The organism is Kribbella sindirgiensis (assembly GCF_004331435.1).
GTDB lineage: Bacteria > Actinomycetota > Actinomycetes > Propionibacteriales > Kribbellaceae > Kribbella > Kribbella sindirgiensis.
The window spans coordinates 83,205-107,339 of record NZ_SJKA01000008.1 but is presented as its reverse complement, the minus strand read 5'-3'; the positions used below and the strand labels follow the sequence as shown (position 1 = coordinate 107,339).

At 69.1% G+C, this 24,135-nt stretch carries 28 protein-coding genes; 11 read left to right on the top strand and 17 right to left on the bottom strand.

Annotated features, from left to right (window positions below):
- Window positions 1-2: 2 nt before the first annotated feature.
- The gene (locus E0H50_RS23870; protein WP_131292256.1) at window positions 3-764 is read right to left on the bottom strand and encodes an ABC transporter permease; all 762 of its coding nucleotides are present in this window, start codon (window positions 762-764) and stop codon (window positions 3-5) included.
- The gene (locus E0H50_RS23865; RefSeq protein ID WP_131292254.1) at window positions 764-1,534 is read right to left on the bottom strand and encodes an ABC transporter ATP-binding protein; all 771 of its coding nucleotides are present in this window, start codon (window positions 1,532-1,534) and stop codon (window positions 764-766) included. Before E0H50_RS23865 ends, E0H50_RS23870 begins: the two co-directional genes overlap by 1 nt.
- Before the next feature lie 74 nt (window positions 1,535-1,608).
- On the opposite strand from E0H50_RS23865, the gene E0H50_RS23860 reads away from it, so the two are divergent.
- On the top strand, window positions 1,609-2,142 hold the full coding sequence (locus E0H50_RS23860; RefSeq protein ID WP_131292698.1) for an RNHCP domain-containing protein: 534 nt from the start codon (window positions 1,609-1,611) through the stop codon (window positions 2,140-2,142).
- A 5-nt stretch (window positions 2,143-2,147) separates the two neighbouring features.
- On the opposite strand, the gene E0H50_RS23855 is transcribed toward E0H50_RS23860, so the two are convergent.
- The 3 genes from E0H50_RS23855 to E0H50_RS23845 form a co-directional block, all read right to left on the bottom strand.
- Window positions 2,148-2,885, bottom strand: coding sequence for a VOC family protein (locus tag E0H50_RS23855; RefSeq protein WP_131292252.1), 738 nt, complete (start codon window positions 2,883-2,885; stop codon window positions 2,148-2,150).
- A 54-nt stretch (window positions 2,886-2,939) separates the two neighbouring features.
- A complete protein-coding gene (locus E0H50_RS23850; RefSeq protein ID WP_131292250.1) occupies window positions 2,940-3,485 on the bottom strand; it encodes a sigma-70 family RNA polymerase sigma factor in 546 nt (181 codons plus the stop codon).
- 125 nt (window positions 3,486-3,610) lie between these two features.
- Entirely contained in the window at window positions 3,611-4,174 is a 564-nt protein-coding gene (locus tag E0H50_RS23845; RefSeq protein WP_202868300.1) for a hypothetical protein, read from the bottom strand.
- A 145-nt stretch (window positions 4,175-4,319) separates the two neighbouring features.
- On the opposite strand from E0H50_RS23845, the gene E0H50_RS23840 reads away from it, so the two are divergent.
- The 3 genes from E0H50_RS23840 (at window position 4,320) to E0H50_RS23830 (ending at window position 8,284) form a co-directional block, all read left to right on the top strand.
- The gene (locus E0H50_RS23840; RefSeq protein ID WP_238151172.1) at window positions 4,320-5,723 is read left to right on the top strand and encodes a PepSY-associated TM helix domain-containing protein; all 1,404 of its coding nucleotides are present in this window, start codon (window positions 4,320-4,322) and stop codon (window positions 5,721-5,723) included.
- Window positions 5,724-5,959: 236 nt separating this feature from the next.
- Window positions 5,960-6,154, top strand: coding sequence for a hypothetical protein (locus tag E0H50_RS23835; RefSeq protein ID WP_131292246.1), 195 nt, complete (start codon window positions 5,960-5,962; stop codon window positions 6,152-6,154).
- A 171-nt stretch (window positions 6,155-6,325) separates the two neighbouring features.
- Entirely contained in the window at window positions 6,326-8,284 is a 1,959-nt protein-coding gene (locus tag E0H50_RS23830; protein ID WP_131292244.1) for an APC family permease, read from the top strand.
- Here the strand turns inward: E0H50_RS23830 and E0H50_RS23825 are convergent.
- A complete protein-coding gene (locus tag E0H50_RS23825; protein WP_131292242.1) occupies window positions 8,281-9,012 on the bottom strand; it encodes a MerR family transcriptional regulator in 732 nt (243 codons plus the stop codon). The genes E0H50_RS23830 and E0H50_RS23825 overlap by 4 nt on opposite strands.
- Window positions 9,013-9,059: 47 nt before the next feature.
- Between E0H50_RS23825 and E0H50_RS23820 the strand changes: the two genes are divergently transcribed.
- Window positions 9,060-9,323, top strand: a complete 264-nt coding sequence (locus E0H50_RS23820) for a hypothetical protein (protein ID WP_131292240.1) — start codon at window positions 9,060-9,062, stop codon at window positions 9,321-9,323.
- 95 nt (window positions 9,324-9,418) lie between these two features.
- Here E0H50_RS23820 and E0H50_RS23815 read toward each other — a convergent pair whose 3' ends face one another.
- A complete protein-coding gene (locus tag E0H50_RS23815; RefSeq protein ID WP_131292239.1) occupies window positions 9,419-10,387 on the bottom strand; it encodes a hypothetical protein in 969 nt (322 codons plus the stop codon).
- Window positions 10,384-10,734: a PadR family transcriptional regulator gene (locus E0H50_RS23810; RefSeq protein WP_131292237.1), complete on the bottom strand. Its 351-nt coding sequence runs from the start codon at window positions 10,732-10,734 to the stop codon at window positions 10,384-10,386. Before E0H50_RS23810 ends, E0H50_RS23815 begins: the two co-directional genes overlap by 4 nt.
- Before the next feature lie 161 nt (window positions 10,735-10,895).
- On the opposite strand from E0H50_RS23810, the gene E0H50_RS23805 reads away from it, so the two are divergent.
- Window positions 10,896-11,813 (top strand): zinc metalloprotease, encoded by a 918-nt coding sequence (locus E0H50_RS23805; RefSeq protein WP_131292235.1) that lies wholly within the window; start codon window positions 10,896-10,898, stop codon window positions 11,811-11,813.
- On the opposite strand, the gene E0H50_RS23800 is transcribed toward E0H50_RS23805, so the two are convergent.
- From E0H50_RS23800 to E0H50_RS23765, 8 genes are all read right to left on the bottom strand, one after another.
- On the bottom strand, window positions 11,801-12,487 hold the full coding sequence (locus tag E0H50_RS23800; RefSeq protein WP_131292233.1) for an urease accessory protein UreD: 687 nt from the start codon (window positions 12,485-12,487) through the stop codon (window positions 11,801-11,803). The two genes, E0H50_RS23805 and E0H50_RS23800, sit on opposite strands and share 13 nt — an antisense overlap.
- Entirely contained in the window at window positions 12,471-13,187 is a 717-nt protein-coding gene (gene ureG / locus E0H50_RS23795; protein ID WP_131292231.1) for an urease accessory protein UreG, read from the bottom strand. The genes E0H50_RS23800 and ureG overlap by 17 nt, the downstream gene beginning before the upstream one ends.
- Window positions 13,180-13,902, bottom strand: a complete 723-nt coding sequence (locus E0H50_RS23790; protein WP_131292229.1) for an urease accessory protein UreF — start codon at window positions 13,900-13,902, stop codon at window positions 13,180-13,182. Before E0H50_RS23790 ends, ureG begins: the two co-directional genes overlap by 8 nt.
- Complete coding sequence (locus E0H50_RS23785) at window positions 13,902-15,605, bottom strand: urease subunit alpha (protein ID WP_131292227.1); 1,704 nt, start codon at window positions 15,603-15,605, stop codon at window positions 13,902-13,904. The genes E0H50_RS23790 and E0H50_RS23785 overlap by 1 nt, the downstream gene beginning before the upstream one ends.
- A complete protein-coding gene (gene ureB / locus E0H50_RS23780) occupies window positions 15,598-15,870 on the bottom strand; it encodes an urease subunit beta (protein WP_238151171.1) in 273 nt (90 codons plus the stop codon). The genes E0H50_RS23785 and ureB overlap by 8 nt, the downstream gene beginning before the upstream one ends.
- A gap of 95 nt (window positions 15,871-15,965) precedes the next feature.
- Window positions 15,966-16,268, bottom strand: coding sequence for an urease subunit gamma (locus E0H50_RS23775; RefSeq protein WP_131292223.1), 303 nt, complete (start codon window positions 16,266-16,268; stop codon window positions 15,966-15,968).
- A gap of 179 nt (window positions 16,269-16,447) precedes the next feature.
- Window positions 16,448-18,088, bottom strand: a complete 1,641-nt coding sequence (locus tag E0H50_RS23770) for a hypothetical protein (protein WP_131292222.1) — start codon at window positions 18,086-18,088, stop codon at window positions 16,448-16,450.
- A 103-nt stretch (window positions 18,089-18,191) separates the two neighbouring features.
- Window positions 18,192-18,575 carry a MarR family winged helix-turn-helix transcriptional regulator gene (locus tag E0H50_RS23765; protein WP_131292220.1) on the bottom strand — a complete coding sequence of 128 codons (384 nt, stop codon included), beginning with the start codon at window positions 18,573-18,575 and terminating at the stop codon, window positions 18,192-18,194.
- Between the two features lie 101 nt (window positions 18,576-18,676).
- On the opposite strand from E0H50_RS23765, the gene E0H50_RS23760 reads away from it, so the two are divergent.
- From E0H50_RS23760 to E0H50_RS23740, 5 genes are all read left to right on the top strand, one after another.
- The gene (locus E0H50_RS23760) at window positions 18,677-19,738 is read left to right on the top strand and encodes a substrate-binding domain-containing protein (RefSeq protein WP_131292218.1); all 1,062 of its coding nucleotides are present in this window, start codon (window positions 18,677-18,679) and stop codon (window positions 19,736-19,738) included.
- A 34-nt stretch (window positions 19,739-19,772) separates the two neighbouring features.
- Window positions 19,773-20,585, top strand: coding sequence for an alpha/beta fold hydrolase (locus E0H50_RS23755; RefSeq protein ID WP_131292216.1), 813 nt, complete (start codon window positions 19,773-19,775; stop codon window positions 20,583-20,585).
- A gap of 25 nt (window positions 20,586-20,610) precedes the next feature.
- Window positions 20,611-21,807 carry an L-2-hydroxyglutarate oxidase gene (gene lhgO / locus E0H50_RS23750; protein ID WP_131292214.1) on the top strand — a complete coding sequence of 399 codons (1,197 nt, stop codon included), beginning with the start codon at window positions 20,611-20,613 and terminating at the stop codon, window positions 21,805-21,807.
- A gap of 21 nt (window positions 21,808-21,828) precedes the next feature.
- On the top strand, window positions 21,829-22,692 hold the full coding sequence (locus E0H50_RS23745) for a P1 family peptidase (protein ID WP_131292212.1): 864 nt from the start codon (window positions 21,829-21,831) through the stop codon (window positions 22,690-22,692).
- Window positions 22,693-22,756: 64 nt separating this feature from the next.
- Window positions 22,757-23,572, top strand: a complete 816-nt coding sequence (locus E0H50_RS23740) for an ACT domain-containing protein (protein ID WP_165547268.1) — start codon at window positions 22,757-22,759, stop codon at window positions 23,570-23,572.
- A 2-nt stretch (window positions 23,573-23,574) separates the two neighbouring features.
- Here the strand turns inward: E0H50_RS23740 and E0H50_RS23735 are convergent, their stop codons facing one another.
- On the bottom strand, window positions 23,575-24,024 hold the full coding sequence (locus E0H50_RS23735) for a GyrI-like domain-containing protein (protein WP_131292210.1): 450 nt from the start codon (window positions 24,022-24,024) through the stop codon (window positions 23,575-23,577).
- Window positions 24,025-24,135 lie beyond the last annotated feature (111 nt).

The window sequence follows — 24,135 nt, the reverse complement described above, 5'->3', positions numbered from 1 at the left end:
CCTCAGGCGATCTTGCGGCGGTAGGCAGCCACGGCGAAGACGTAGGCGACGACGAGGATGCCGACGCACCACGCCAGAGCGGTCCAGATGTCGTCCCCGACCGGCTGCTGGGCGAACAGGTTGCGGATCGTGTCGACGATCGACGTCACCGGCTGGTTCTCGGCGAACCAGCGCACCGGACCCGGCATGGTCTGCGTGGGCACGAACGCCGAGCTGACGAACGGCAGGAAGATGAGCGGGTACGCGAACGCGCCCGCGCCCTCGACCGTTGCCGCCGAGAGTCCCGGGATCACGGCGATCCACGTCAGGGCCAGTGTGAACAGGAACAGGATTCCCGCGACGGCGAGCCAGTCCAGTACGCCGGCGCTCGAGCGGAACCCCATGAGCAGCGCGACGCCCGCGACGATCACCAGCGAGACCAGGTTGGCGACCAGGGACGTGAGGACGTGCGCCCAGAGCACGCCCGATCGGGCGATCGGCATCGACTGGAACCGTTCGAAGATCCCACTCTTCAGGTCCATGAAGATCCGGAACGCCGTGTACGCGACGCCGGACGCGACCGTGATCAGCAGGATGCCGGGCAGCAGGTAGTTCACGTAAGCCTCCGACCCGGTGTCGATCGCGCCGCCGAAGACGTACACGAACATCACCATCATCGCGACCGGCGTGAGCACCGTCGTGATGATCGTGTCCACGCTGCGGACGATGTGGCGCAGGCTGCGTCCGGTGAGGGCGGCGGTGTCGCCGAGGAAATGGCTGGTCACTATGCGCGGTCCTTCGTGATCGCGAGGAACACGTCCTCGAGGGTCGGCTGCTTCTCGACGTACTCGATCTCGGCCGGCGGGAGGAGCTGTTTGAGTTCGGTGAGGGTGCCGTTCACGATGATCCGGCCCTGGTGCAGGATCGCGATCCGGTCGGCGAGCTGTTCGGCCTCTTCCAGGTACTGCGTGGTGAGCAGCACCGTCGTACCGTGGCCGGCGAGCTCCTGCACGGTCTGCCAGACCTCGATCCGCGCCTCGGGATCGAGCCCCGCGGTCGGCTCGTCCAGGAAGATCACCGGCGAGTCGCCGATCAGGCTCATCGCGATGTCCAGGCGGCGGCGCATTCCACCCGAGTACGTCGCTGTTCGCCGGGCGGCCGCCTCCGTCAGCGAGAACCGGTCGAGCAGGTCGTCGGCGACGGCGCCGGGGTCCGCGACGTGCCGGAGCTTGGCGACCAGTACGAGGTTCTCGCGGCCGGTGAGGATCTCGTCGACGGCGGCGAACTGCCCGGTCAGACTGATGGACTCGCGGACGTCGGCCGGCTGCGTGGCCACGTCGAAACCGTTGACGGCGGCGGTGCCCGCATCCGCCTTGAGGAGGGTGGAGAGGATCCTGATCGTGGTGGTCTTGCCGGCCCCGTTGGAGCCGAGGAGGGCGAAGATGCTGCCCCGCGCGACGTCGAAGTCCACGCCGCGCAGCACCGCCTTCGTCCCGTACGCCTTCTCCAGACCCTGCACCCGGATCGCCGGGCCGGCGGTCGATCGAACTGTCATGGACAGCACCTTGCGGGGTTGACCCAGCGTCAAGGTCAAGCCACCGCGAGCGGGTTATTTGATTGACGGTGCCGATGGGGACTGATCTGCTGGGGGCACGTGCGCCGGATCAGTCGGTGCGGACCGGAAGGAGGGACGCGTATGTCTGCTCTGTCCTGCAGGTTTGCTCTGAAAGGTTCTTCGGTTTGGTATTCGCACGTTCGTTCAGCTGTGAACATTGCGGCGTAGAGGTCTCCCTCGACGCCCCTGGAACTACCCATCGCAACCATTGCCCGAGTTGTCTGTGGTCGCGTCACCTCGACCGCAACGTGCCGGGTGATCGCAAGGCCGACTGTGCCGGCGGCATGGAGCCGATCGCGGTCACGGTCCGCGGCGAGGGCCGCTGGGTCCTCATCCACCGGTGCACCAACTGCGGGCGTCTGCGCCTGAACAAGACCGCCGGCGACGACAACGTCCTGCTCCTGATGCGGCTGGCGGCGCTCCCGCTGACCATGCCGTTCGTCCCGTTCGCTGCCGAGCCCCCACTCAACGGCAGCAACGGCAACGGGACCAAACCTCGCAAGCCGAGGGCCCGCAAGAAGGCGGCCACCGACGCGAGCCCGGCGTGAAGCGCTCAGCGGGGAGTGAGCAGGCAGAACTCGTTGTTCTCGACGTCTGCCAGGACGGTCCACGCAACGTCGCCCTGGCCGATGTCCAGGTCGGTGGCGCCGAGTGAGCGCAGCCGGTCCGCCTCCGTCGCGTGGTCGTCGCTGGGGTACGGGCGGAGATCGAGGTGGATGCGGTCCAGTCCGATCTTCGGGTCGGAGGTGCGGATGAACTCGAGGTAGGGCCCGACGCCCTTGGCGGACCGCAGTACGGCGGAGTTGTCGGTCGTCTCGTGGAGTGTCCAGTCCATGGCCTCCGACCAGAACCGGCCCATGGCTCGCGGGTCCGCGCAGTCCACGACGACCGCGGCGATCGGGCCGGTGTCGCTGTAGATCGGCCGCGGCTCCAGGACGCAGAACTCGTTGCCCTCCGGGTCGGCGAGGACCGTCCACGGGACGTTGCCCTGGCCGATGTCGGCGGGCGTCGCACCGAGCTTCTGGAGGCGCGCGATCAGGTCCGCCTGGTGGGTCGCGGAGGTGGTGGCGAGGTCGACGTGGACGCGGTTCTTCGCCGTCTTGGGAGCGGGGACGGGAAGGATGTCGATGCAGACGGCGCTCGGGTCGGGGTAGCTGAAACCGTGGGGTTCGAGGTTGGTTTCCTCGGCGTTGTCGGCGGTGACCTCCCAGCCGAGCGCCTCCGCCCAGAACCTGCCGAGCGCCGAGCTGTCGTGCGCCTTCATCGAGATCTGTACCAGCCGCGTCGCCATGCCGCCGATCCTAGGCCAGGCTGCCTCCCGCACAGGGAGGCAGCCTGGGCCGGGTTAGGCGGTGAGCAGATCGGCGAGGGTCGTCCGGGCCCGTGACACCTTGGAGCGGACGGTACCGATCGGGCAGCCCAGGTGGGCGGCGGTCTGGGCGTAGGGGACGCCGGCGAGCTGAGTGAGGACGAAGACCTCGCGGCGGTCGCCGGGGATCTTGTCGAGCAGCTCGGTCAGCGCGATGCCGTCCTCGAATCCGGGCACGTCCCGCGGCTGGGACTGTTCGGCGGCGCGCTGCCAGTCGTGCCGCGAGATCCGCGGGCGCGCGGCCCTGCGGCGCAGGTCGTCGGCGACGGTACGCCGGGCGATGGACAGCAGCCAGGTCCGCGCCGACGAGCGGCCCTCGAACCGGTGCAGGCTTTGCAGCGCCCGCAGGAACGTCTCCTGGGTGAGGTCGTCGGCCGCGTGCGGATCGCCGCTGAGATGCGCGACATAGCGCCGTACGTCGTGGTGCAGCGCGCGGACGAAGTGGTCGAGGGCAACAAGATCACCGTCACGTGCGGCGATCGCCCAATGGGTCGATCGGTCGTCGATCAAGGCAGAAGCCATGGAGTGAGTCCTTCTGGGGTCCAGATGATCCGGCGGCGCATGGAAACGCGGCACCGGTGAGCGGAGGCCTGCCGAATGGCATGGCACAACCCCGGACGGCGAAACGCCCGGGGTGAATCGTGCTGTCAGAAAGCAGCGATTCCGCTCGGCGGACCCCTGGACGTGATGGCGTGCACGAGCAGCAGGTCGTCGTACGGCGCGGGGGAGTGGGCGAGCCGGATCCGCGGCCGGTGCGTGGTGATCTGCGGGCGCGTGAACGGCCGCAACGGCACCAGGATCAGGCGGGCGACGGAGCGCAGTACGGCGAACGCGGCGCGCTCCCCGTACGCGAGCCACAGCCCGCACAGGAGCGCCGCGAGCAGGTGAGCGCCGAGCATGCCGAAGGACGACGTACCGGTCATCTCATGGCCGGTGTGCATCGCGTGCGGGACTGCCATTGACTGCGCGAGCGAGAACACCAGGTGCAGCGCGCCCTGCGCCACCAGCGTGCTCAGGACGACGAACGGTACGCCGCGCTCCCGGTCGGCGACGATCCACGCGGTGCCGCCGATCCAGCCGAGGCCCATCGGGATCGCCCACCAGGGGAGGCCCGCGCCGGACATCACGACGTGGCCGAGGGCGGCGAGCAGCACGCAGGTGACCGCGAACATCGCGGCCCGCGTCCCTCGGAACCCCCACGTCTGCTGCATGGCGGGACCATCGTCGCATTCTCCGCCGACAGCCCTTCCGACAGCCTCTCGGGCCGCACCTGTGTCCCACGCCACATCGGCCGGCTGGAACTGATCGCGCCCGCGAACCGACTCCTGGTGTGGACGGTGCGAAGAAGGAGTGGACGTGAGCGCAGTACTGGAGGCCCCAGCGAAGCCGGACCACGGTGCGCGGACCCGCGGCGCCGGGTTGTTCCGGGCGTTCTGGCGATGGCACTTCTACGCGAGCTTCCTGGTGATCCCGGTCCTGCTGATCCTCGCCGCGACGGGCTTGATCTACCTGTTCCGTTTCCAGATCGAGCCGGTTCTGCACGCTGATCTGATGAAGGTCGACCAGCCCGCGGGGCTGGTCGCGCAGCCGTACGAGACGCAGCTGGACGAGGTACACCAGGCCTTCCCGGACGCCACGGTGGTCTCGATGACCGAGCCCTCCGCGCCGAACCGCTCGACCGTGTTCTCCGTCGACACCGCGGCCGGTCCCCGGGACGTGTTCGTCGATCCGTACGAAGGCAAGGTCCTGGGCTCGCTCAACCCGGACACGACGCTGTCGGGCGCCGCGATCCTGCTGCACGGCGAACTGATGGCCGGCCGCTGGGGCGACTACGTGATCGAGATCGTCGCCTGCTGGGCGATCGTGATGGCGCTGACCGGGTACTACCTGTTCTTCAAGGGCAGGGTCGCGCGAGCGCGCAGGCGAGCGGCTGGTGCGGCGGGCGCCGTACTGCGCTCACGGCACGGCCGCACCGGCGCGGTCCTGGGCCTCGGGTTGCTGTTCCTGATCGTGTCGGGTCTGCCGTGGACCGGGTTCTGGGGCGCGAAGACCCAGGAACTCGCGACTCAGCAAGGTACGTCGTTCTGGGGCGAGGATCCCGGTGCGCTGTCGAACCCGACCTCGACCCTCGACGAGTCGCTCCCGCACAGCCACTCGGTGCCGTGGGGTCTCGGCAAGACCGAGGTACCGCGCTCGAACCCGGCCGACGGGAAACGGTCGGTGGCCACCGTCGACACCGCGATCGCGGTAGGCCAGCGCAACGGGCTACGCCGCCCGATGACGATCGCTCTGCCCACCGACGATGCGGGCGTCTACTCGGCGATCGGCTACGCGTTCAACGACCCCGGCAAGGAGCGCACGTTGCACGTCGACCGGTACGGCGGCCGCGTGGTGTCGACGTACGGGTACAGCGACTACCCGACACTCGCGAAGGTCGTTGCCCAAGGCATCGCGCTGCACGAGGGCCGGCGCCTGGGAACGCTCAACTTCTGGGCGACCACCGTCTTCTGTCTCGGCGTGATGTTCATGTGCGTCAGCGGACCGCTGATGTGGTGGCGCCGCCGCCCGAAAGGCAACGCCCTCGGTGCACCCCGCGGCCGCCTCCCACTCCGCGCCACCCCCGCCCTGGCCGTCCTCGTCGTCGCCCTCGCCCTGTTCCTGCCCCTCTTCGGCCTCACCCTGGCCGCCGTACTCCTCCTCGACCAACTCCTACTCCGCCGAATCCCACGCCTGACCACCTGGTTCAACACCGCGCCGTAGCAGGCACGCCGGAGCAGCTTGTTCGATGTGGTGTCATGTGGAACGCTCATAGCAAGTGGAGGGGAGTATTCCTTCGCGGCGGCGTCGTCATCACGGCTAGCGGGCTGTCCCGCACCCGGCGCCGTCGGCCAGCTGACGCGGTGAGCTTTGACCAGCCCCCCGCATGGCGGAAGAGACCTCCGGTCAGAGGCGCATGCCCGCAGAGTCGGAGCGTGCCCGAGCACCGGAGAGATGTCATGGGGCTGGTCAGTAACTTCGCTGTCGTCGGAGCTGTCGCGTGTGCGGTCGTGTACGCCGCCGCGCGCCTGGTCGCACTTCTCATCGTCCTGCGCGGAACCCGCCCGAGCCAGCGGGCCGAACTCGTGCGCGCGGTCGCGGAACTGTTCCACTACAGGTCCTCCCGCACGAAGGAGGACAGCCAATCGGACTAGCCAGTTCTAGGGCGCTATCTGGAAGTTGGCGAACAACGCAACATGTGGAAGCCGGCTCGGCCTCGACGCCGCTATAGACGCTGGGAGCGTGCCGTGCCTCACGTTCTGGGGGTGTTAGAGAGGCGTTAGAAACGGCCGGGTGGAGGCCGAGCGCTGGTTAGGCTCCGGGCGGTGACAGAAACGCGTGAGAACGAGACGGTCGGCGTCCCGCCGCCCACCCATGGGCGGGTGGTCGGCTGGTTGCTGCACGACCGTCCGGCCGGGCACCCGGGCCCGCATCGGCCGGCGCCGCACCCGACCCACCGCTGGTGGAAGGTGATGTGCCTGACCGGTGTCGACTACTTCTCGACGCTCGGCTACCAGCCCGCGATCGCCGCGGCCGCGGTCGGGCTGCTGTCACCGGTCGCGACGTTGATCCTGGTTCTCCTGACCCTGCTCGGCGCGCTGCCGGTCTACCGCCGGGTCGCGGCCGAGAGTCCGCACGGCGAAGGCTCCATCGCGATGCTTGACCGGCTGCTCGGCCGCTGGAAGGGCAAGTTCACGATCCTGGTCCTGCTCGGCTTCATGGCCACCGACTTCATCATCACGATGACGCTGTCCGCCGCCGACGCCACCGCGCACGTGGTCGAGAACCCGTACGTGCCGCACTGGTTCGAGGGCAAGGAGGTGATCATCACCCTGGTGCTGCTGGCCCTGTTGGCGGGCGTGTTCCTGCGCGGCTTCGGCGAGGCCATCGGGATCGCGGTCGCGCTGGTCGTGGTGTACCTCGGCCTGAACCTGATCGTGGTCGCGAACGCGCTCTGGAACGTCGTCACCGCGCCGGAGCTGGTCACGAACTGGCGCGGCATGCTGACCACCGAGCACTCGAACATCTGGGTGATGATCGGCATCTCGCTGGTCGTGTTCCCGAAGCTCGCCCTCGGCCTGTCCGGCTTCGAGACCGGTGTCGCGGTGATGCCGCAGGTCGACGGCGCGCCCGAGGACGACCCGGCGCACCCGGAGACGCGGATCCGCAACACCCGCAAGCTGCTGACCACGGCCGCGTTGATCATGAGCGGGTTCCTGATCACCAGCAGCTTCACGACGATCGTGCTGATCCCCGAGGACGAGTTCAAGGACGGCGGCGAGGCCTCCGGGAGAGCGCTCGCCTACCTTGCGCACGAGCACCTCGGCAACGTCTTCGGGACCGTGTACGACGTCAGCACCATCCTCATCCTGTGGTTCGCCGGGGCGTCGGCGATGGCGGGCCTGCTGAACATCGTGCCGCGCTACCTGCCCCGCTACGGCATGGTCCCGGACTGGGCGCGGGCGACCCGGCCGCTGGTGATCGTGTTCGGGCTGATCGCGTTCGTGATCACGATCCTGTTCAAGGCCGACGTCGACGCGCAGGGCGGTGCGTACGCGACCGGCGTACTGGTGCTGATCATGTCCGCGTCGATCGCGGTCACGCTGTCCGCCCGGCGGAAGGGGGAGCGGGCCAAGACCGTCGGGTTCGGCGTGATCAGCGTGGTGCTGCTCTACACGACCGTGGCGAACATCATCGAGCGGCCGGACGGTGTGCAGATCGCCTCGTTCTTCATCGTCGCGATCATCCTCACCTCGCTGATCTCGCGCGCCACCCGGTCGCTGGAGCTGCGGGCCACCGAGGTCCGGTTCGACGAGGAGGCGTGCCGGCTGATCGCCGCGGCCGCCCGGCACGGCGAGCTGCGGATCATCGCGAACGAGCCGGACGCGCGCGACGAGGCGGAGTACCAGGAGAAGGAGGCCGAGCAGCGCGAGGTGCGTAACCTGCCGGAAGGTCTGCCGATCCTGTTCCTCGAGGTCACCCTGACCGACGCGTCCCAGTTCGAGACCGAGCTGGACGTCCGCGGCGAGGAACGCTTCGGCTACAAGATCCTGCGCGTCGACAGCCCCAGCGTCCCGAACGCCATCGCCGCCCTGCTGCTGAAGATGCGCGACGACTGGAACGTGATGCCCCACATCTACTTCGCCTGGGCCGAGGGCAACCCGTTCTATTTCCTCTTCCGCTACCTGATCTCCGGCGAAGGCGACGTCCCCCCAGTCACCCGCGAAGTCCTCCGCCGAGCCGAACCCAAACGCTCGAACAGACCGTGGGTCCACGTCGGTTAGAAGTGCTCCGACAGCCGTCCGCGGATCAGCGCGTCGAGGCGTTCCCAGGCCGGCGACGACGCGTTGATCGAGGACTGAACGAGCTGGGGCAGGGCTCTCTCGGACGCATCTTGGCGCAGCTCGTCGACCGGATAGCGCTCGAGCGACGCTGTGACGATCCGCTGCGCGAGATCCGCGAGCGCCGGGTCGTCCGGGGCGAGGTCGTAGGCGCTGTCGTACGCGAGGTAGAGGCCGCGGAGCTCAGGATCGGCCTGCGCGTGCGCCTGATCCGTGAAGTACTGCCGGGCGGTGTCCGGGTCGGTCGCGAACGAGAGAATCCAGAGATCGCTCTCGAGCGCGATCCAGCGTTCGGAGAATCCGAGCTCGTGCAGCCGCAGCAGGTGCTGCTCGACGTCCGGCGGCAGGAACGGGTTGTTGCCGGCAGCAAGGTCTCGCAGCCGGGCGAGCGTGCCGGTGAGCCGCTCGATCCGGGCGGTCAGCTCGGTCTCCGCCGCAGACGCCGCAGCCTGCAGTTCCGCGGGTGAACCGACTTGCGCGATCTTGGCCAGCGGCAGACCGGCCTCGGCCAGCGTGCGGATCTTGATCAGCTCGACGAGGTCCTGCGCGGAGTACCGGCGGTACCCCGACTCGTCGCGCGGGGGCTCGGGGAGCAGTCCTTTCTCGTGGTAGACGCGGATCGTCTTGGTCGAGACGCCGACGTACTGCGCCAACTGGCCGATGGTGATCACGGCACCAGCTTGACCCTTCCCCTGGGGCAATGTCGCACGATCAGGGTATGACCAACGATCGGGAAACCCTGCGCGCACTCGCTGACGACGGCAACGAGCGGGCCTTGGACCGGCTTGCGGACCTGGCCGAGGCGCGTGGCGACGTACAGGAGCTGAGTGATCTGCTGGACGAGGGGTGCCTGCACGCGGGGGAGTTGCTGACGCGGCGGGCGGCGGCTGTTCGTGATCTTCGGGAGTTGCAGCGGATCGCCGATGCCGGGTACGACGAGGCCGCGGAGGTGCTCGAGCAGTTGCTGGTGAGTGATCGGTAATTCGACCGCAAGACCTCGGCGCCCGGAACCAGGGACGGCATCGGTTCGGTGGCCGCCGCGGACCGCGACGACCTGCGCAGCTCGACCGATCCGCGCTACCGCTGGGATTTCGTCGCGCTGCGCCTGAAGGTCTGAGTGCGGACCACGATCAGACCGGTGAGTAGCGCGGCTCCGACCACGAGGGCCAGCAGGCTCAGGCCGCTGATTGGTGCGGCTCCTGCGCCGCGCACCGTTGGGTCGAGGGCGAACAGCAGCAGCCAGGGGGCCGAGTTGACCGCGAGGGCGGTGCCCCAGGTCCGGTGGCCCGCGATCAGCAGGACGGTGGCCAGCACGATCAGGCCTGTGCCGAGCAGGATTCCGAGGGCGATCCGTAGCGAGACCTGGTCAGGTTGGCGGTAGAAGAACCAAGGCTCGGGACCGAGTGACGATGCGAGGACGAGCATCGCGGCGATGGTCGGACCGGCTGCGAGCAGCGCGAACAGGCCGCGCGAGCTGCTGCGGGGCGGCACCGGCTCACCGGTTGCGGCGAGCGCGCTCACCAGGATGACGAAGGCGAGGATGCCGCCTGGCGGCCGGGTGAAGCCGAAGCTGTGCGCGAACTGCTCGATCGGCGGCGCCATGATCGCCAGCGCGCTCAGTGCGCTGAAGGTGGCGAGCCATCGTGCCGAGACCGCCCGGCCGAGAACCATCGCGAGCGCGGCAAGCAGTCCGGCGAGGAAGGGGATCGATCCGGTGGTTACGTTACCGATCGGCGAGCCCTCCATACTCGATTGCGGATCCCAGGGCGCCCACTCGCCGAAGACCAGGAATGTACTGCTGATCGCGGCCAGCAGTGCCACCGCGATCACCGACACCCGGTTGCGGATGCCCTGCACCAGCGTGGGCGGACCTGCCTGGGTCAGGCGGAGCCGAGCGGCGTGGGCCGCCAGGTTGAGCAGATCCCTGAAGTCGGCGCGGCCACGAGCCTCGGCGGAGTCGAGCAACAGACCGAGCGCCTCCTCGCCGTGCTGGTCGCGCCACCAGCGCGGGTAGCACTTCAGTACGGCGCGGTACAGGGCGCTCATGCGACACCACCTCCGGCCGCGGGACCCAGCCGGAGCCGGAGCTTGCGGAGCGCCTGGTCGGCGTTGGACTGCAGTCGAGCCGCCTCGGTGGACAGCGTCTCGGCGCCGGCGTCCGTGAGTTCGTAGTAGCGACGGAGGCGGCCGTCGACGATCTCCTCGCCGGCCGGGCGGACCAGACCTTCGTCGCGGAGGCGGTCGAGGGCGGCGTACAGGGTGCCGGGGCGGAGGGTGACGCGGCCGCTGGACAGGGCTGACACCTCGCTGATCACCGCGTAGCCGTGTTTGCGGCCGTCGGCGAGGGCGGCCAGGACGAGGAACGTCGGCTCGCGCATCTCGGAAGAGGACATGCGCCGACAATAGTCAGTTCATCGGTATATAGCAATCATTGAGTCATGGCGAAGGATTCCCCTGATTTTGGGGAGCGACCGCTTCCGTGTCAGGTAAGTGCTGGGCAGTATTCGGGGCAACCGGCCGCCCGCCCAGCGGCCCGACCTGGAGGAGCGCAGCTGTGCGATCTCTCATCCCCCGTTCCCGTGCCCTGGCGGTCCTGGTTTCCGGTGCGGCTCTGGTCCTGACTCCACTGAGCGGTCAGGCGACCGCGCGAACGCCGGTCGGCGAGGCGCCGGACTGCTTCGTACCGCCTGCCGGCGCGTCCGCGAAGGGCGGTCACGGCGCCGACACCCGCGACATCTCGGTCTCCGAGCAGAAGGCGATCGAGGCCCGGACGGCGCGGTTGCTCAAGGCAAAGACCGCCCGTGCCGCCGCGTCGGTGAACGTGCCCGTTTACGTGCACGTGATGCGGGACGCCGCCGGCAACGGTGACGTCACCGACACCCAGATCTCGCAGCAGATCGCCGTACTGAACAAGACGTTCGGCGGCCAGGAGTCGTCGCAGGCCGCGAACACCGGCTTCACGTTCACGCTGGCCGGTGTCGACAAGTACGACAACAACCAGTGGCACAAGGACAAGCAGAGCAGCACGTACCGGAAGAAGACCCGTCAGGGCGGCAAGAACGCGCTGAACATCTGGCTGGTCGACTTCGCGTACCTCGGGATCGCGACGTTCCCCTGGGACTACGCGCGGCAGCCCGGCATCGACGGGATCCGCGTGCAGTACACGTCGCTGCCCGGTGGCTCGGCGACGAACTACGACCTCGGTGAGACCGCGACGCACGAAGCGGGCCACTGGCTCGGGCTGTACCACACGTTCCAGGGCGGTTGTACGGCGACGAACGACGAGGTCGCCGATACGCCCGCGCAGAGCAGCCCGACCAACGGCTGCCCGACCGGACGCGACTCGTGCTCGCTGCCGGGCCTGGACCCGATCCACAACTACATGGATTACTCGTACGACTCCTGCTACAACCAGTTCACCCTCGACCAGAGCACCCGGATGAGCAACATGTGGAGCGCTTACCGGGCGTAGCTCGCGGAGGCTGGGTGGTTCAGGGTGCTCTGATGCTGTTCGTGGACCAGTCGGCGAGCGATCGAGCCCGGGCCTTCGAGCTGCAGAGTCTGTGGGTCGTCGGGTAGCCGGAAGCCGAGCGTGGTCACGGTGTCGAGGCAACGGTTCGTACCCAGGACCGCCCAGCCGGTGCGAGTGTCGGGGGAGAGGTCGAGGTCCTCGGCGAGGAGGAGATCCTCGCCGAGCCAGGCACGGGTCGCGGTACGCAGGACGCCGCCGGTTTCGCCCTGCCGTCCCAGGACGAGTGACTCGCGAAGGTGCGCGGTGCAGCCGGCCGCGAGGCGTACGGTCGTCGTACGGGTGACGTCGGCGTCGGCGGCGACGACGAACGGTTCGGCGTACCACTGGAGGCTGGCGCCGTCCGTCAGCCGGATGTCGATGTCCCAGCGCGCGGAACCGCCACGCATGCCGTAGGCAACGGTTCCGGCGGTCTCCACGATCTCCAGCCGGACGGCGCCGGACACCGCGATCTCGATGCGTACGTCGTCACCGGCAAGGAGCAGCGCACCGGCTGCGACGAGGGCGACGCGTACGACGCCGGCGGCACCGGGCAGTTGCCGCGGTGACAGGTGGTCGGTCGTCAGCAGGCAGCGGTCCCGGACCGGGTCGGCGACGACCTCAATGCGTGTGGACATGGGTGATGACCTCGCCGTTCTCGCCGATGTGCGAGTGCGGGGCCATGGGACCGGGATCGACGGGTGTGTGGTCGCCGGTGCGTACGACGTGCGCCATCGATCGCACCCATGCGGTCAGGAGTGCGATCGAGGCGGGATCCGTGCGCGAGAGCGCGATCACGGGTTTCCCGTCGCGGGCCGTCTCGGCGTCCTTCACCATCTGCTCGACGTCGACCCCGACGTACGGCGCGAGGTCGGTCTTGTTCACGATCAGGAGGTCGGCGCGGGCGATACCGGGACCGCCCTTGCGGGCCACGTCACCGCCGCCGGCCACGTCGAGGACGAAGATCTGCGCGTCGACGAGGGCGGGGGAGAACGTCGCTGTCAGGTTGTCGCCGCCGGACTCGACCAGGACGACGTCGAGCGGCGCGAAGTCGCGTTCGAGGTCTTCGACCGCGATCAGGTTCGGGGTGACGTCGTCGCGGATCGCGGTGTGCGGGCAGGCCCCGGTCTCGACCGCGCGGATGCGTTCCGGGTCGAGGACGCCGGCCGAGCGCAGCAGCCGCGCGTCCTCGTCGGTGTAGATGTCGTTGGTGATGACACCGAGCCGGAGTTCGGTGGCGAGCTCGCGGCAGACGGTCGCGATCAGCGAGCTCTTGCCGGTGCCGACCGGTCCTGCGACTCCCAGGCGGAACGAGCGGGTCTCAGGCGTGTCAGGCATGGAACAACCTCATTCTCTCGATGGCGTGGTGGTGCGCGAACACGTCGATCAGCGGCGCACCGTCGGCCGGGATCTCGTCGACGCGGGTCAGCGGCGCGACGTCCTTGACGAGCCGTTCGATGTCGTCGTGCAGGCCGGCTAGCCAGGTCGCCGCGTCGGCTGGGTCCACGGGCAGCAGCTTCAGGGACGCGGAGATGACGGTCTGCGCGTCGTCGTACGCGACGGTCCGCGCCACCTGCTCAGCCGACAGCCCGGTCACCGCCCCGACGACTCCGAGTACGACGGGTCTCGCGATCTCGCCGTCGTTCGGCAGGTACGTCGATACGCCGGGCCATACTCGCCGCGCCAGGCGCAACAACAGCCGCCCCTGCCGCCGCGAGACGCCCCGCACCACGTGGCTCGGCACCCGCGCCGCCCACGCCGCCTCGACCAACGCCACGGGCTCGGGGCTTTCCGGAACATTTTTGTCGCCTGGTGCAACTTTTGTTCCGGAAAGTGCCAGCGCCATGTGGCGAGTGAGGACAGCGACAGCGGCTTCCACGCGGGTCGTCGTACGGAGGCGATCGCGGACATAGGCCGCGACGTCGGCGAGTTGCCTGCCGTCGGCACCCAGGCCCGCGCGGACCGCGGGCTCCAAGCCACCGGACTGGGTGTGCCCGCCGGTCGGCAGCCGGCCGTCGGCGAGCATCATCGCGACCAGCTCCGCGTTACCCATCAGAACATCGCGTACAGCTGAGCGAGCGGCAAGACCGACGCCGGCGCCGGCTCGACCAGCTCACCGTCGACCTTGATCGCGAACGTCTCCGGGTCGATGTCGATCGCCGGCAGCGCGTCGTTGTTCTTCAGATCCGCCTTGGTGATGTCCCGCGTCGGCCGTACGCCGAGCAGCTCGCGCCGCAGCCCGAGCCGCCCGGCCAGTCCGTTCTCGAGCGCGGCCGGGGACACGAACGTGTACGAGAGATCCGCCCCGATCGCGTCCCCGAACGCGGGCCGCATCAGCACCGGCTGCGGCGTCGGGATCGAGGCGTTCGGATCGCCGAGGGCGGCCCAGGCGATCGCGCCGCCCTTGATCACCAGGCTCGGGCGGACCCCGAAGTACCGCGGGTCCCAGAGCGCGAGGTCCGCGAGCTTGCCGGGTTCGACCGAGCCGACGACGTGATCGATGCCGTGGGCAATGGCCGGGTTGATCGTGTACTTCGCGACGTACCGGCGGACCCGCTCGTTGTCGGCGGGAAGGCCGCCCGTCAGCGCGCCGCGGCGGTGTTTCATCACGTGCGCGACCTGCCAGGTGCGGGTGACGACCTCGCCGATCCGGCCCATCGCCTGCGCGTCGGACGACGTCACCGACAGCGCGCCGAGGTCGTGCAGGATGTCCTCGGCGGCGATCGTGGTGGCGCGGATCCGGGACTCGGCGAACGCGAGGTCCTCGGGGACGTCCGGGCTGAGGTGGTGGCAGACCATGAGCATGTCGAGGTGCTCGGCGACCGTGTTGACCGTGTGCGGCAGCGTGGGGTTCGTGGAGCCCGGGATGACGTGCGGGTACGACGCGATCGAGAGGATGTCCGGCGCATGACCACCGCCCGCGCCCTCGACGTGGAACGCGTGGATGCCCCGGCCCGCGATCGCGCCGAGGGTCGACTCGACGTACCCGGCCTCGTTCAGGCTGTCGGCATGCAACGCGACCTGGAGCCCCCACTCGTCCGCGGCCCGCAGTGACGCGTCGATCGCGGCCGGGGTCGAACCCCAGTCCTCGTGCACCTTGTACCCGGCGGCGCCGGCGAGCGCCTGCTCGGCGAGGGCCTCGGCGCTGACGGTGTTCCCCTTGCCGAGCAGGAGGATGTTGAGCGGTACGGCGTCCAGCGCGCGATGCATCTGCTCGAGGTGCCACGCGCCGGGGGTGACCGTGGTCGCCTTCGAACCCTCGCTCGGGCCGGTGCCGCCGCCGACGATCGTGGTGATCCCGGTCGCCAGCGCCTCGTGGAGCTGTGACGGGGACAGCAGGTGGACGTGCGCGTCGATCGCGCCGGCGGTGAGGATGCGGCCCTCGCCGGCGATCACGTCGGTGGACGGCCCGATCCGGAGGTCCGGGTGGACGCCGTCCGCGATGTCTGGGTTGCCCGCGCGGCCGAGGGCGACGATGCGGCCGTCGCGAATGCCGACGTCCGCGCGCACGATGCCCCACCAGTCCACGACCAGCACGTTGGTGATGACGGTGTCGGGCGCACTGTCCGCACGGGTCGTCGTCCCTTGCGCCATCGATTCGCGGATCGACTTGCCGCCACCGAAGACGACCTCCTCGCCGCCGACGGTGAAGTCCTGCTCGACCTCCACCCACAGGTCGGTATCCGCGAGCCGCACCTGGTCGCCGACGGTCGGCCCGTACAGCGCGGCGTACGCGGCCCGCGAGATCTCAACCACGATCAGTCGCCTTCAACTGGATGCCCGGCACGCGGCGGTTGCCTCGCAGCGCGACCAGCGCCACCTCGCGCGAAGCGCCGGGCTCGAACCGTTGCGACGTACCCGACGGGATGTCCAGGCGGAACCCCTGGGCGGCATCCCGGTCGAAGGCGAGGGCCGAGTTGGCGTCCGGCAGGTGCAGGTGCGAGCCGATCTGGATCGGCCGGTCGCCGGCGTTCACGATCACCAGCCGCAGACGCTCGTCGTCTGAGCGGTCGGCATTCAATCGGATGCTCCCAGGGAGCACCCGGACTGCTCCAGGCCCCGCCCCGCCCTGTCTTTCCTTGCTAAGTCTATCGTCGTCGGCCATGGATCCTGCCTTCAAATGATCGGGCTGTGGATAGTCACGAGTTTGCGGCCGTCCGGGAAGGTGGCTTCGACCTGGACGTCGTGGAGGAGCTCGGCCACTCCGGGCATCACCTGATCGCGGGTGAGCACCGTGCGACCGGTCTCCATCAGGTCCGCCACGAGAGCGCCTTCGCGGGCGCGTTCGATCACCCAGGTGCTGAGCAGGGCGACGGCTTCGGGGTGGTTGAGAAGCACTCCCCGGGCCAGCCGGTCGCGGGCGACCATGCCGGCCACGGAGAGCAGCAGCTTCTCGACGTCAGCGGGAGTGAAGTTCATGTGAGTGGTGCGGGGCCGGCCCGTTGTTCAAGGCGAGACGTGACCGCCGCTGACTCCCTTCGGAGGTCGGAGACTGCGAGCGAGCGCAGCCGGACGGGCCGGGATTGGGGAGGATTGCTGTCCGTTTTGGGTAGGTAATCCTCCCCAACCGCATCATTGCAGCTCCGGCGCGGGGCGGCTCATCGTTGTGCGGGAAGGACGTGGTCGGACACCTTGTCTGTGCTCAGGCAGAGCGAGCACACGGCCGCGGAGTGCGTCGCGCAGGCAGTCATGTCGGGGCGCTCGTACTGCTGGCGGCACACGTGACACGTCAGTACTTCGCCCGACGGGTTCCCGTGCTCGTCGTACATCGGCAAATCGAGTCCGTCGTCGGTCCGCCGCAGGTAGTACTTGCCGCGGGTGATCGCGGCCAGCACCGGCGGGAGGACCAGGGCGAGCCCGATCGCGACGAGTGGCGAGTACGGCTTGATGCCGGCGCCGAATCCACCGAAGAACACGACGATCGAGACACCCGCGGCCGCCGCCATCGACACGAAGCCGACCGGGTTGACGGCGTACAGCATGCCGCGCCGGAACTCGGGAGCCTTCGGGGACAGCCCCAGCAGGTACTTGTTGAACACGATGTCCGAGGCAACGACCACGATCCACGCCATCCCGCAGTTCGCGTAGAACCCGAGAATGGTGTTCAGGAAGTCGAACATGTTCGCCTCCATCAGCACCAGCGCGATCACCAGGTTGAACCCGAGGAACACCAGCCGTCCGGGGTAGTGCCGGGTCAGCCGCGTGTACGAGTTCGTCCAGGCCAGCGAACCGGAGTACGCGTTCGTCACGTTGATCTTCACCTGGCTGATGACGACCAGTACGACGGCCAGCGTCATCGCGAGCCACCCGGGCAGGAACCCGCGGTAGATCTCCAGGAACTGGTGTACCGGCTGGTTCGCGATCGACGACGAGTCGGCGACGTTCGCGATCAGGTACACGGCGAGGAACAGGCCGATCACCTGCTTCAGCGCGCCGAAGATCACCCAGCCCGGACCGGCGAGCAGCATCGCGGTCCACCACCGGCGCGAGTTCTCCGGGGTCTTCGGCGGCATGAACCGCAGGTAGTCGATCTGCTCCGCGATCTGCGCGATCAGCGACAGGCACACGCCGGCCGCGAGCAGCATCGAACCGAAGTCGGCGTCCGGACCGTAGTCGAAAAACGTCGACACCGACGACGGGTGCGACACGAGCAGGTAGCCGAACGGCAGCACCATGAGGATCAGCCACAGCGGAGTCGTCCACACCTGGAGCGTGGAGAGCACCTTCATCCCGTAGATGACCAGCGGGAAGATCACCAGCGTCGAGACGGCGTACCCGAGCCACAGCGGCACGTGCAGGCCCAGTTGCAGGCCCTGCGCCATGATCGAGCCTTCGAGCGCGAAGAAAATGAACGTGAAGGACGCGAAGATCACATTGGTGACGACCGAGCCGTAGTACCCGAAGCCGCTGCCGCGGGTGATCAGGTCGAGGTCGATGTTGTAGCGCGCGGCGTAGTACGCGAGCGGCAGGCCGGTCGCGAAGATCACCACGGCGAAGATCGCGATTCCCCACAGCGCGTTCGTGGTCCCGTACGAGATCCCGATGTTCGCGCCGATCGCGAAGTCAGCGAGGTACGCGATCCCGCCGAGGGCCGAGACGGCGACGACGCCGGTCGACCATTTCCGGTAGCTGCGCGGCGCGAACCTGAGGGTGTAGTCCTCGAGTGTCTCGCGGGTCGCGGTGGTGGGCGCGGGGGCTTCTGCGGTGGTGCGGTGGTCGAGCGAGGGTTCCACAGACATGGGCGAACTCCTGGCGGCACCTTCGGGCGAGCGGTGCTCCGGCGGGCCGGCGACGCTGCCGGCGGGGGATGCACCCGAATGGAAGGAACCTAGGAACGCCGTGTTACCGCTGTGTTGCCGAGCTGCTACGTTCGTGTATTTCCATCTGGAAGTACTTTGAAATCATTTCCTCGAGACCGCGCTGGGCCGCGGCGAGACGCTCGGCGACCGTGGCGCCGACGGGGGAGAGCGCGATGATGACCCGTCGCTTGTCACTGGTATGGATGCGGCGCAGAACCAGGCCGCGTTCGACCAGCTTGTCGACGTGCCGGGTGAGGCTGGCGGCCGGCAGGACGGCAGACTGTGCGAGGACGGTCATCGGCTGTCCGGGCTCCTCGCGGAGTGCGGCCATGATCCGCCACTGCTCGATCGTCAGCCCGAACTCGCCGAGCAGCGGCTGCAGGCCCAGCTCGAACTGCCGCTCCATCCGCTTCAGCAACAGCAGCATGCCGCACCTCCTCCTCGGTTCAGGTGCTGGGAAATATAACCGGTGGCTCGCGGTTCCGCCGCATCGTCGGTCAGACTTGGCCGCGACTGGAGGAGGTGACGATGCGGCGTACTGACGTACTGCCGATCGCCTTCGTCGTGCCGTTGCAGGGGCCGACCGGGATCTACGGGCCGTCGTGTCTGGCCTGCGGGCAACTCGCGGTCGAGCAACTGAACGCGCGGAACGGTATCGCGGGCCGTCAGGTCGAGCTCGTCCAGGTGGACGCCGGCCGCCCACCGGAGGTCGTCGCCGAGGAGGTCGGGCGGCTCGTCGACACGGGTCGCGTGGAAGCGGTCGCCGGCTGGCACATCTCCGCGGTCCGGGTCGCGCTGACCCGACGCATCGGCGGGCGGGTGGTGTACGCGTTCGCGGCGATGCACGAGGGCGGTGACGACACGCCTGGTGTGTTCATGCTCGGCGAGCGCCCGGTCAACCAGCTGCTGCCGGCGGCGCACTGGCTGCGCGAGCATCTCGGCGCCCGGCGCTGGGTTGTCGTCGGCAACGACTACGTGTATCCCCGGGTCACCGGTTCGGTTGCGCAGGAAGCCTTGCAGGGAACGGGATCCGAGATCGTGCACTCGGCGTACGTCCCGCTCGGTACGGCGGACTTCCGGGACGTGATCGATGGACTTCGGGCCACTGACGCCGACGGCGTGATCATGCTCCTGATGGGCCAGGACGCGGTGCACTTCAACCGGCAGTTCGCGGCCGGTGGGCTGAGCGAGAGACTGCTCCGTCTCAGCCCGGCGATCGAGGAGAATACGCTGCTCGGCGCCGGATCGGGCGCGAACCACGGCGTCTACGCGGCGGCGGCGTACTTCGACAAGCTCACCACCGTCGAGAGCAACGAGTTCGCCCAGCGGTACTACGCCCGCTTCGGGGCGTTCGCGCCCGCGCTCAACGCGGTCGGCGAGTCCTGTTACGAGGCGATCCGCTTCCTCGCCCGCCTCGGCGAGGTCAGCGGCACCATCGCGATGTCGGCCGGACTCCCGAGCGGCCACTTCTACGACAGCCCCCGCGGCCTGCTCCGTCTCGACGGCAACCTCGTCGACCAGGACGTGTACCTGGCGGTCGCCGACGGTCTCGAGTTCCGGATCCAGGAGCAGATCGCCCACACCTCCTAACCGACATGAACCGTCTAGATGGTTAGGTAGTGGGATGGATGTCGACGAGCGATTCAGCTGGGAAGGCCGATCGATCGCCTGGGGACGCGCCGGCAGCGGCCCACCGGTGGTGTTCTGCCACGGGACACCGTTCTCGTCACGCGTGTGGTCGCGGTACGCGGACGCGTTGAGCGCCGACTTCCGCGTGTACCTGTGGGACATGCCGGGGTACGGCGAGTCGTCCAAGCACCCCGACCACGCGGTCGACTTCGGTGCGCAGGCGAAAGCGTTCGCGGCGTTGCTCGAGCACTGGGAGTTGGACAGGCCACGGGTCGTGGCACACGACTTCGGCGGCGCTGTCTCCTTGCGAGCAACACTGGCCGAGGGCGCGGCGTACGAGTCGTTGATGCTCGTCGACGTGGTGGCGATCCCGCCGAGCGGGTCGGCGTTCTTCCAGTTCGTGAAGCGCTACCCGACGACGCTCGACGAGTTGCCGCCGTACATCCACGAGTCGATCCTGCGGGCGTACGTGAGCGCCGCGAGTCATCGCGGGCTGCGGGACGAGGAGCTGGCAGCGCTGGTTTCCCCCTGGTGCACCGAGGCCGGGCAGCCGGCGTTCTATCGGCAGATCGCGCAGTACGACGAGGAGTTCCTGGGTCAGAACGAGCGGACCGTCGGCCAGCTCGCGATCCCGGTCAAGGTGGTCTGGGGGAGCGACGACGCGTGGATCCCGCCGGCGACCGGGCGGCGGCTGGCCGGGCTCATCCCGGGGGCGTCGTACCTCGAAGTACCCGACGCCGGCCACCTGATCCAGTACGACGCACCGGTGGCGCTCGCGACGGAGCTGCGCAAGTGGCTGTATTTCTGACCACGGGTCCGCGCTCTTTTCACAGGTGACGAGATCTGCGGTGGTGGTCGGTGGCGGGATCGTGGGGCTGGCTGTGGCGCGAAGCCTGCAGCGGCGCGATCCCGGTACGCCGGTAGTCGTACTGGAGAAGGAACCGGCCGTCGGGGCGCACCAGACCGGGCACAACTCGGGCGTCGTGCACTCGGGGCTGTACTACCGGCCAGGCTCGCTGAAGGCGCGGCTCGCCGTGGCCGGCGGTACGGCGCTGCGCGAGTACTGCGAGGAGAAGGGCATCCCGCTCGACGTACCGGGCAAGCTGGTCGTCGCGACGACCGAGGCCGAACTACCGCAGCTCGATCGCCTCTTCGGGATCGGCCGCGAGAACGGCGTCCCGGTGCGTCGGCTGACCCTGGACGAGGTCGCGGAGCGTGAGCCCCACCTGCGGGTGAAGGGCGCGCTGGCGGTCGACTCCACGGGACGTGTCGACTTCAAGCTCGTGGCCGCGGCCCTCGCCGACGATGTCTGCGCGGCGGGCGGCGAGATCCGGACCGGGGTGTCTGTGACGGCGGTCGAGAACGCGGGTTCCGTGGTGCGCGTTCGGACGACCGACGACGTGATCGAGGCCGACCGCGTGGCGGTGTGCGCGGGCCTGCACAGCGACCGGCTGGCGCGTGCGTCCGGTCTGGAACCGGGCGTCCGCATCCTGCCGTTCCGGGGCGAGTACAGCGAGCTCGTCCCCGAGCGGGAGTTCCTGGTGAAGGGACTGGTGTACCCGGTGCCCGATCCCGACCTGCCGTTCCTCGGTGTGCACCTGACCCGCGGCATCGACGGCAGCGTTCACGTCGGCCCGAACGCCGTCCCGGCGCTGTCCCGCGAGGGGTATTCGTGGGGCAAGATCGTCGTACGGGACGTGTGGGAGTCGGCGACGTACCGCGGGACCTGGAAGCTCGCCCGCCGGTACGCCCGCACCGGCGCGAAGGAGATCGTCCGCTCACTCACCGGCCGGGCGCTGGTCCGCGAGGCGCGGCGGATGCTGCCGGAGCTGCAGGTTTCCGACGTACGACGGTCCGGTGCCGGCGTCCGCGCCCAGGCCGTGACGCGCGACGGCAAGCTGGTCGACGACTTCCTGTTCCTCCGCGACGGCCGCGCCCTGCACGTCCTGAACGCGCCGTCACCCGCCGCCACCGCCTGCCTCGTGATCGGCGACCGCATCGCCGAGGAACTGTCCGCCGACCGAGCCTGAGCTACGCCTATCTTGGTCGGCATGACGACGTTCGGCGTGCCAGGGGTTCGGGTGGGGCATTGGAGCGACTTCGAAGGGCGGACCGGCTGCACGGTCGTGGATCTGCCGGCCGGTACGGTCGCGTCCTACGAGGCGCGCGGTGGTGCGCCGGCCTCGCGGGAACTGGAGCTGCTGGAGCCGGGAAAGGCCGTGAGCGCGATCGACGGCGTCGTACTGACCGGGGGATCGGCGTTCGGTCTGGCGGCGGCGGACGGTGTCATGCGGTTCTACCGCGGGCAGGGGCGCGGGGTGCAGACGCCCGCGGGCCCGGTGCCGATCGTGCCGACGCTGGCGCTCTTCGACCTCACCGCGGGCGATCCGGCCGCGGCTCCGGACTCCGCTGCCGGGTACGCGGCCGCGCAGGCGTGCGCCGTGGACCAGACGCTCCAAGGACAGGTGGGGGCGGGAACCGGCGCGTACGTCGGTCATTGGCGCGGGCCGGACGGCCGGCGACCCGGCGGGCTCGGGTACGCCGAGCATCGGCTGGGCGAGCTCGTGGTGGCCTGCCTTGCCGTGGTGAACGCATTCGGTGACATCGACGACGGCAGCGCGGGCGTGTCGTTCGACGCCGTACGGATGCTCGCGGAGCCGTTCGCGTTCGGCGAGGGACGCGCGCACACGACGATCGGCGTCGTCGTCACGAACGCCCGCCTCGACAAGACCGCCTGCCGAACCGTTGCCCAGGGCGCCCATGACGGCCTCGCCCGCTCCATCACGCCACCGCACACCCAGTTCGACGGCGACGGGTTCGTCGCCGCGGCCACCGGTCAGGTCGACGCCCACGTGGACATCGTCAGGCTCCTCGCCCTCGCCTGCGTCACCGACGCCGTCCGGAGCGTCGCCTAGGTCCACCGGCGAACTTCACATCGGTGCAACAGGAGGGAAATTTCGGCCGGGGATGCTGTGAGTCATGGACACGTTGCGTACGACGCTCACCGGCGGGACGGCCTGTGACGTATGCGGAAGGCTGCCCCACCCGCGGCGCCTCCGTCTGACGCTCGCGAAGCTCGTGGCGATCGCGCCCGTCGAGCTCGCGTTGCACGCGGCGGTGCTGGCCGCGCATCCGCCGTACCTGGTCTCGGTCGCGGTCCTGGCGAGTGTGACGACCGCGCTGGTGATCTGGGTGGTGGAGCCGTCGACGATGCGGCTGCTGCGGTCCTGGCTGCACGCCCCGAAGGCTCGTCCGCGGAACGGGATCGGGACGCTGTGGCGGATCCGCGTGACGCTCGACGACCGGGCGGGAACGCTGGAGAGCGTTACCCGGCAGCTCTCCGTACTGGACGCGAACATCCTCGGGCTGCACGTTCATCCGATCGACGACGGGGTGCGGGACGAGCTGGTGGTCTCGACGCCGGATGACGTCACCGCAGCTGACCTGGAAGATGCGATCGAGTCGGCCGGCGGCCGCGAGACGCACGTGTGGCCGACGACGGCGCTGGCGTTGGTCGACGGCCAGACCAAGGCGCTGAGTCTGTCGGCTCGCGTGGTCGCGGATCCGGCTGAACTGCCGCACGCGGTCGCCGAGCTGCTCGGAGCTCAGCTGGTCACCGATCGGGCGACGTTGACGGGTCAGCTTCCCGACGACGGCACAGTACTGAAGGTCCCGTCGCCGTGGACCGGCCTGTTCGCGTTCAGTCGACCGGGCGAGCCCTTTACCCCTGCCGAGTCCGCCCGCGCCCACCGCCTGGCCGAACTGGCAGAAGCCACCCAAACCCTCACCCGCTGAGGTCAGGGTGTTGGAAAGGTGATGGGCTGGACGATTTCGATGCGGGTTCCGACGTGGTCGCAGGTGGGGAGGTCGTGGTAAACCTCCCAGCTGTCGCCGGTCGCGACCGCAGCGCCGGTTTCCAGCCAGTCCTGAACGGCGTGGTAGCTGAGCGGGATCTTCTCGTCCGGATCGGTGTGCCAGACGGCGAGCACCGGCCCGGCGGGCAGGGAGGACGGTTCGACGTCGCCGCTGCCCGCAATCGGCGTACCGACCGGGAAGCCGGCCTCGGCTTCGATCTCGCCGCCGGGCAGCGGGTGCCAGCGAGCGTACGGGTAGCCGGTCGGCGCGATGCCGCGGTGACGCAGATGCTCGGCGACGGCCGCGCACGCCGAAGGAACCCAGTCCTCCAGTTGCTCAGGCACAAGATGACCCCGCCGGACGGCGGTCGCTTCGTCGCTGTGGAATCTCACCTGGGGCATGGTGCATCACCACCACTCAATGTACGACGGCATCCGCCGCCTGCCTACCGACGTCTGGCCCCGTCTTGTATCACCAGGTGCTGCTCTGCGTTCCTCTCTACA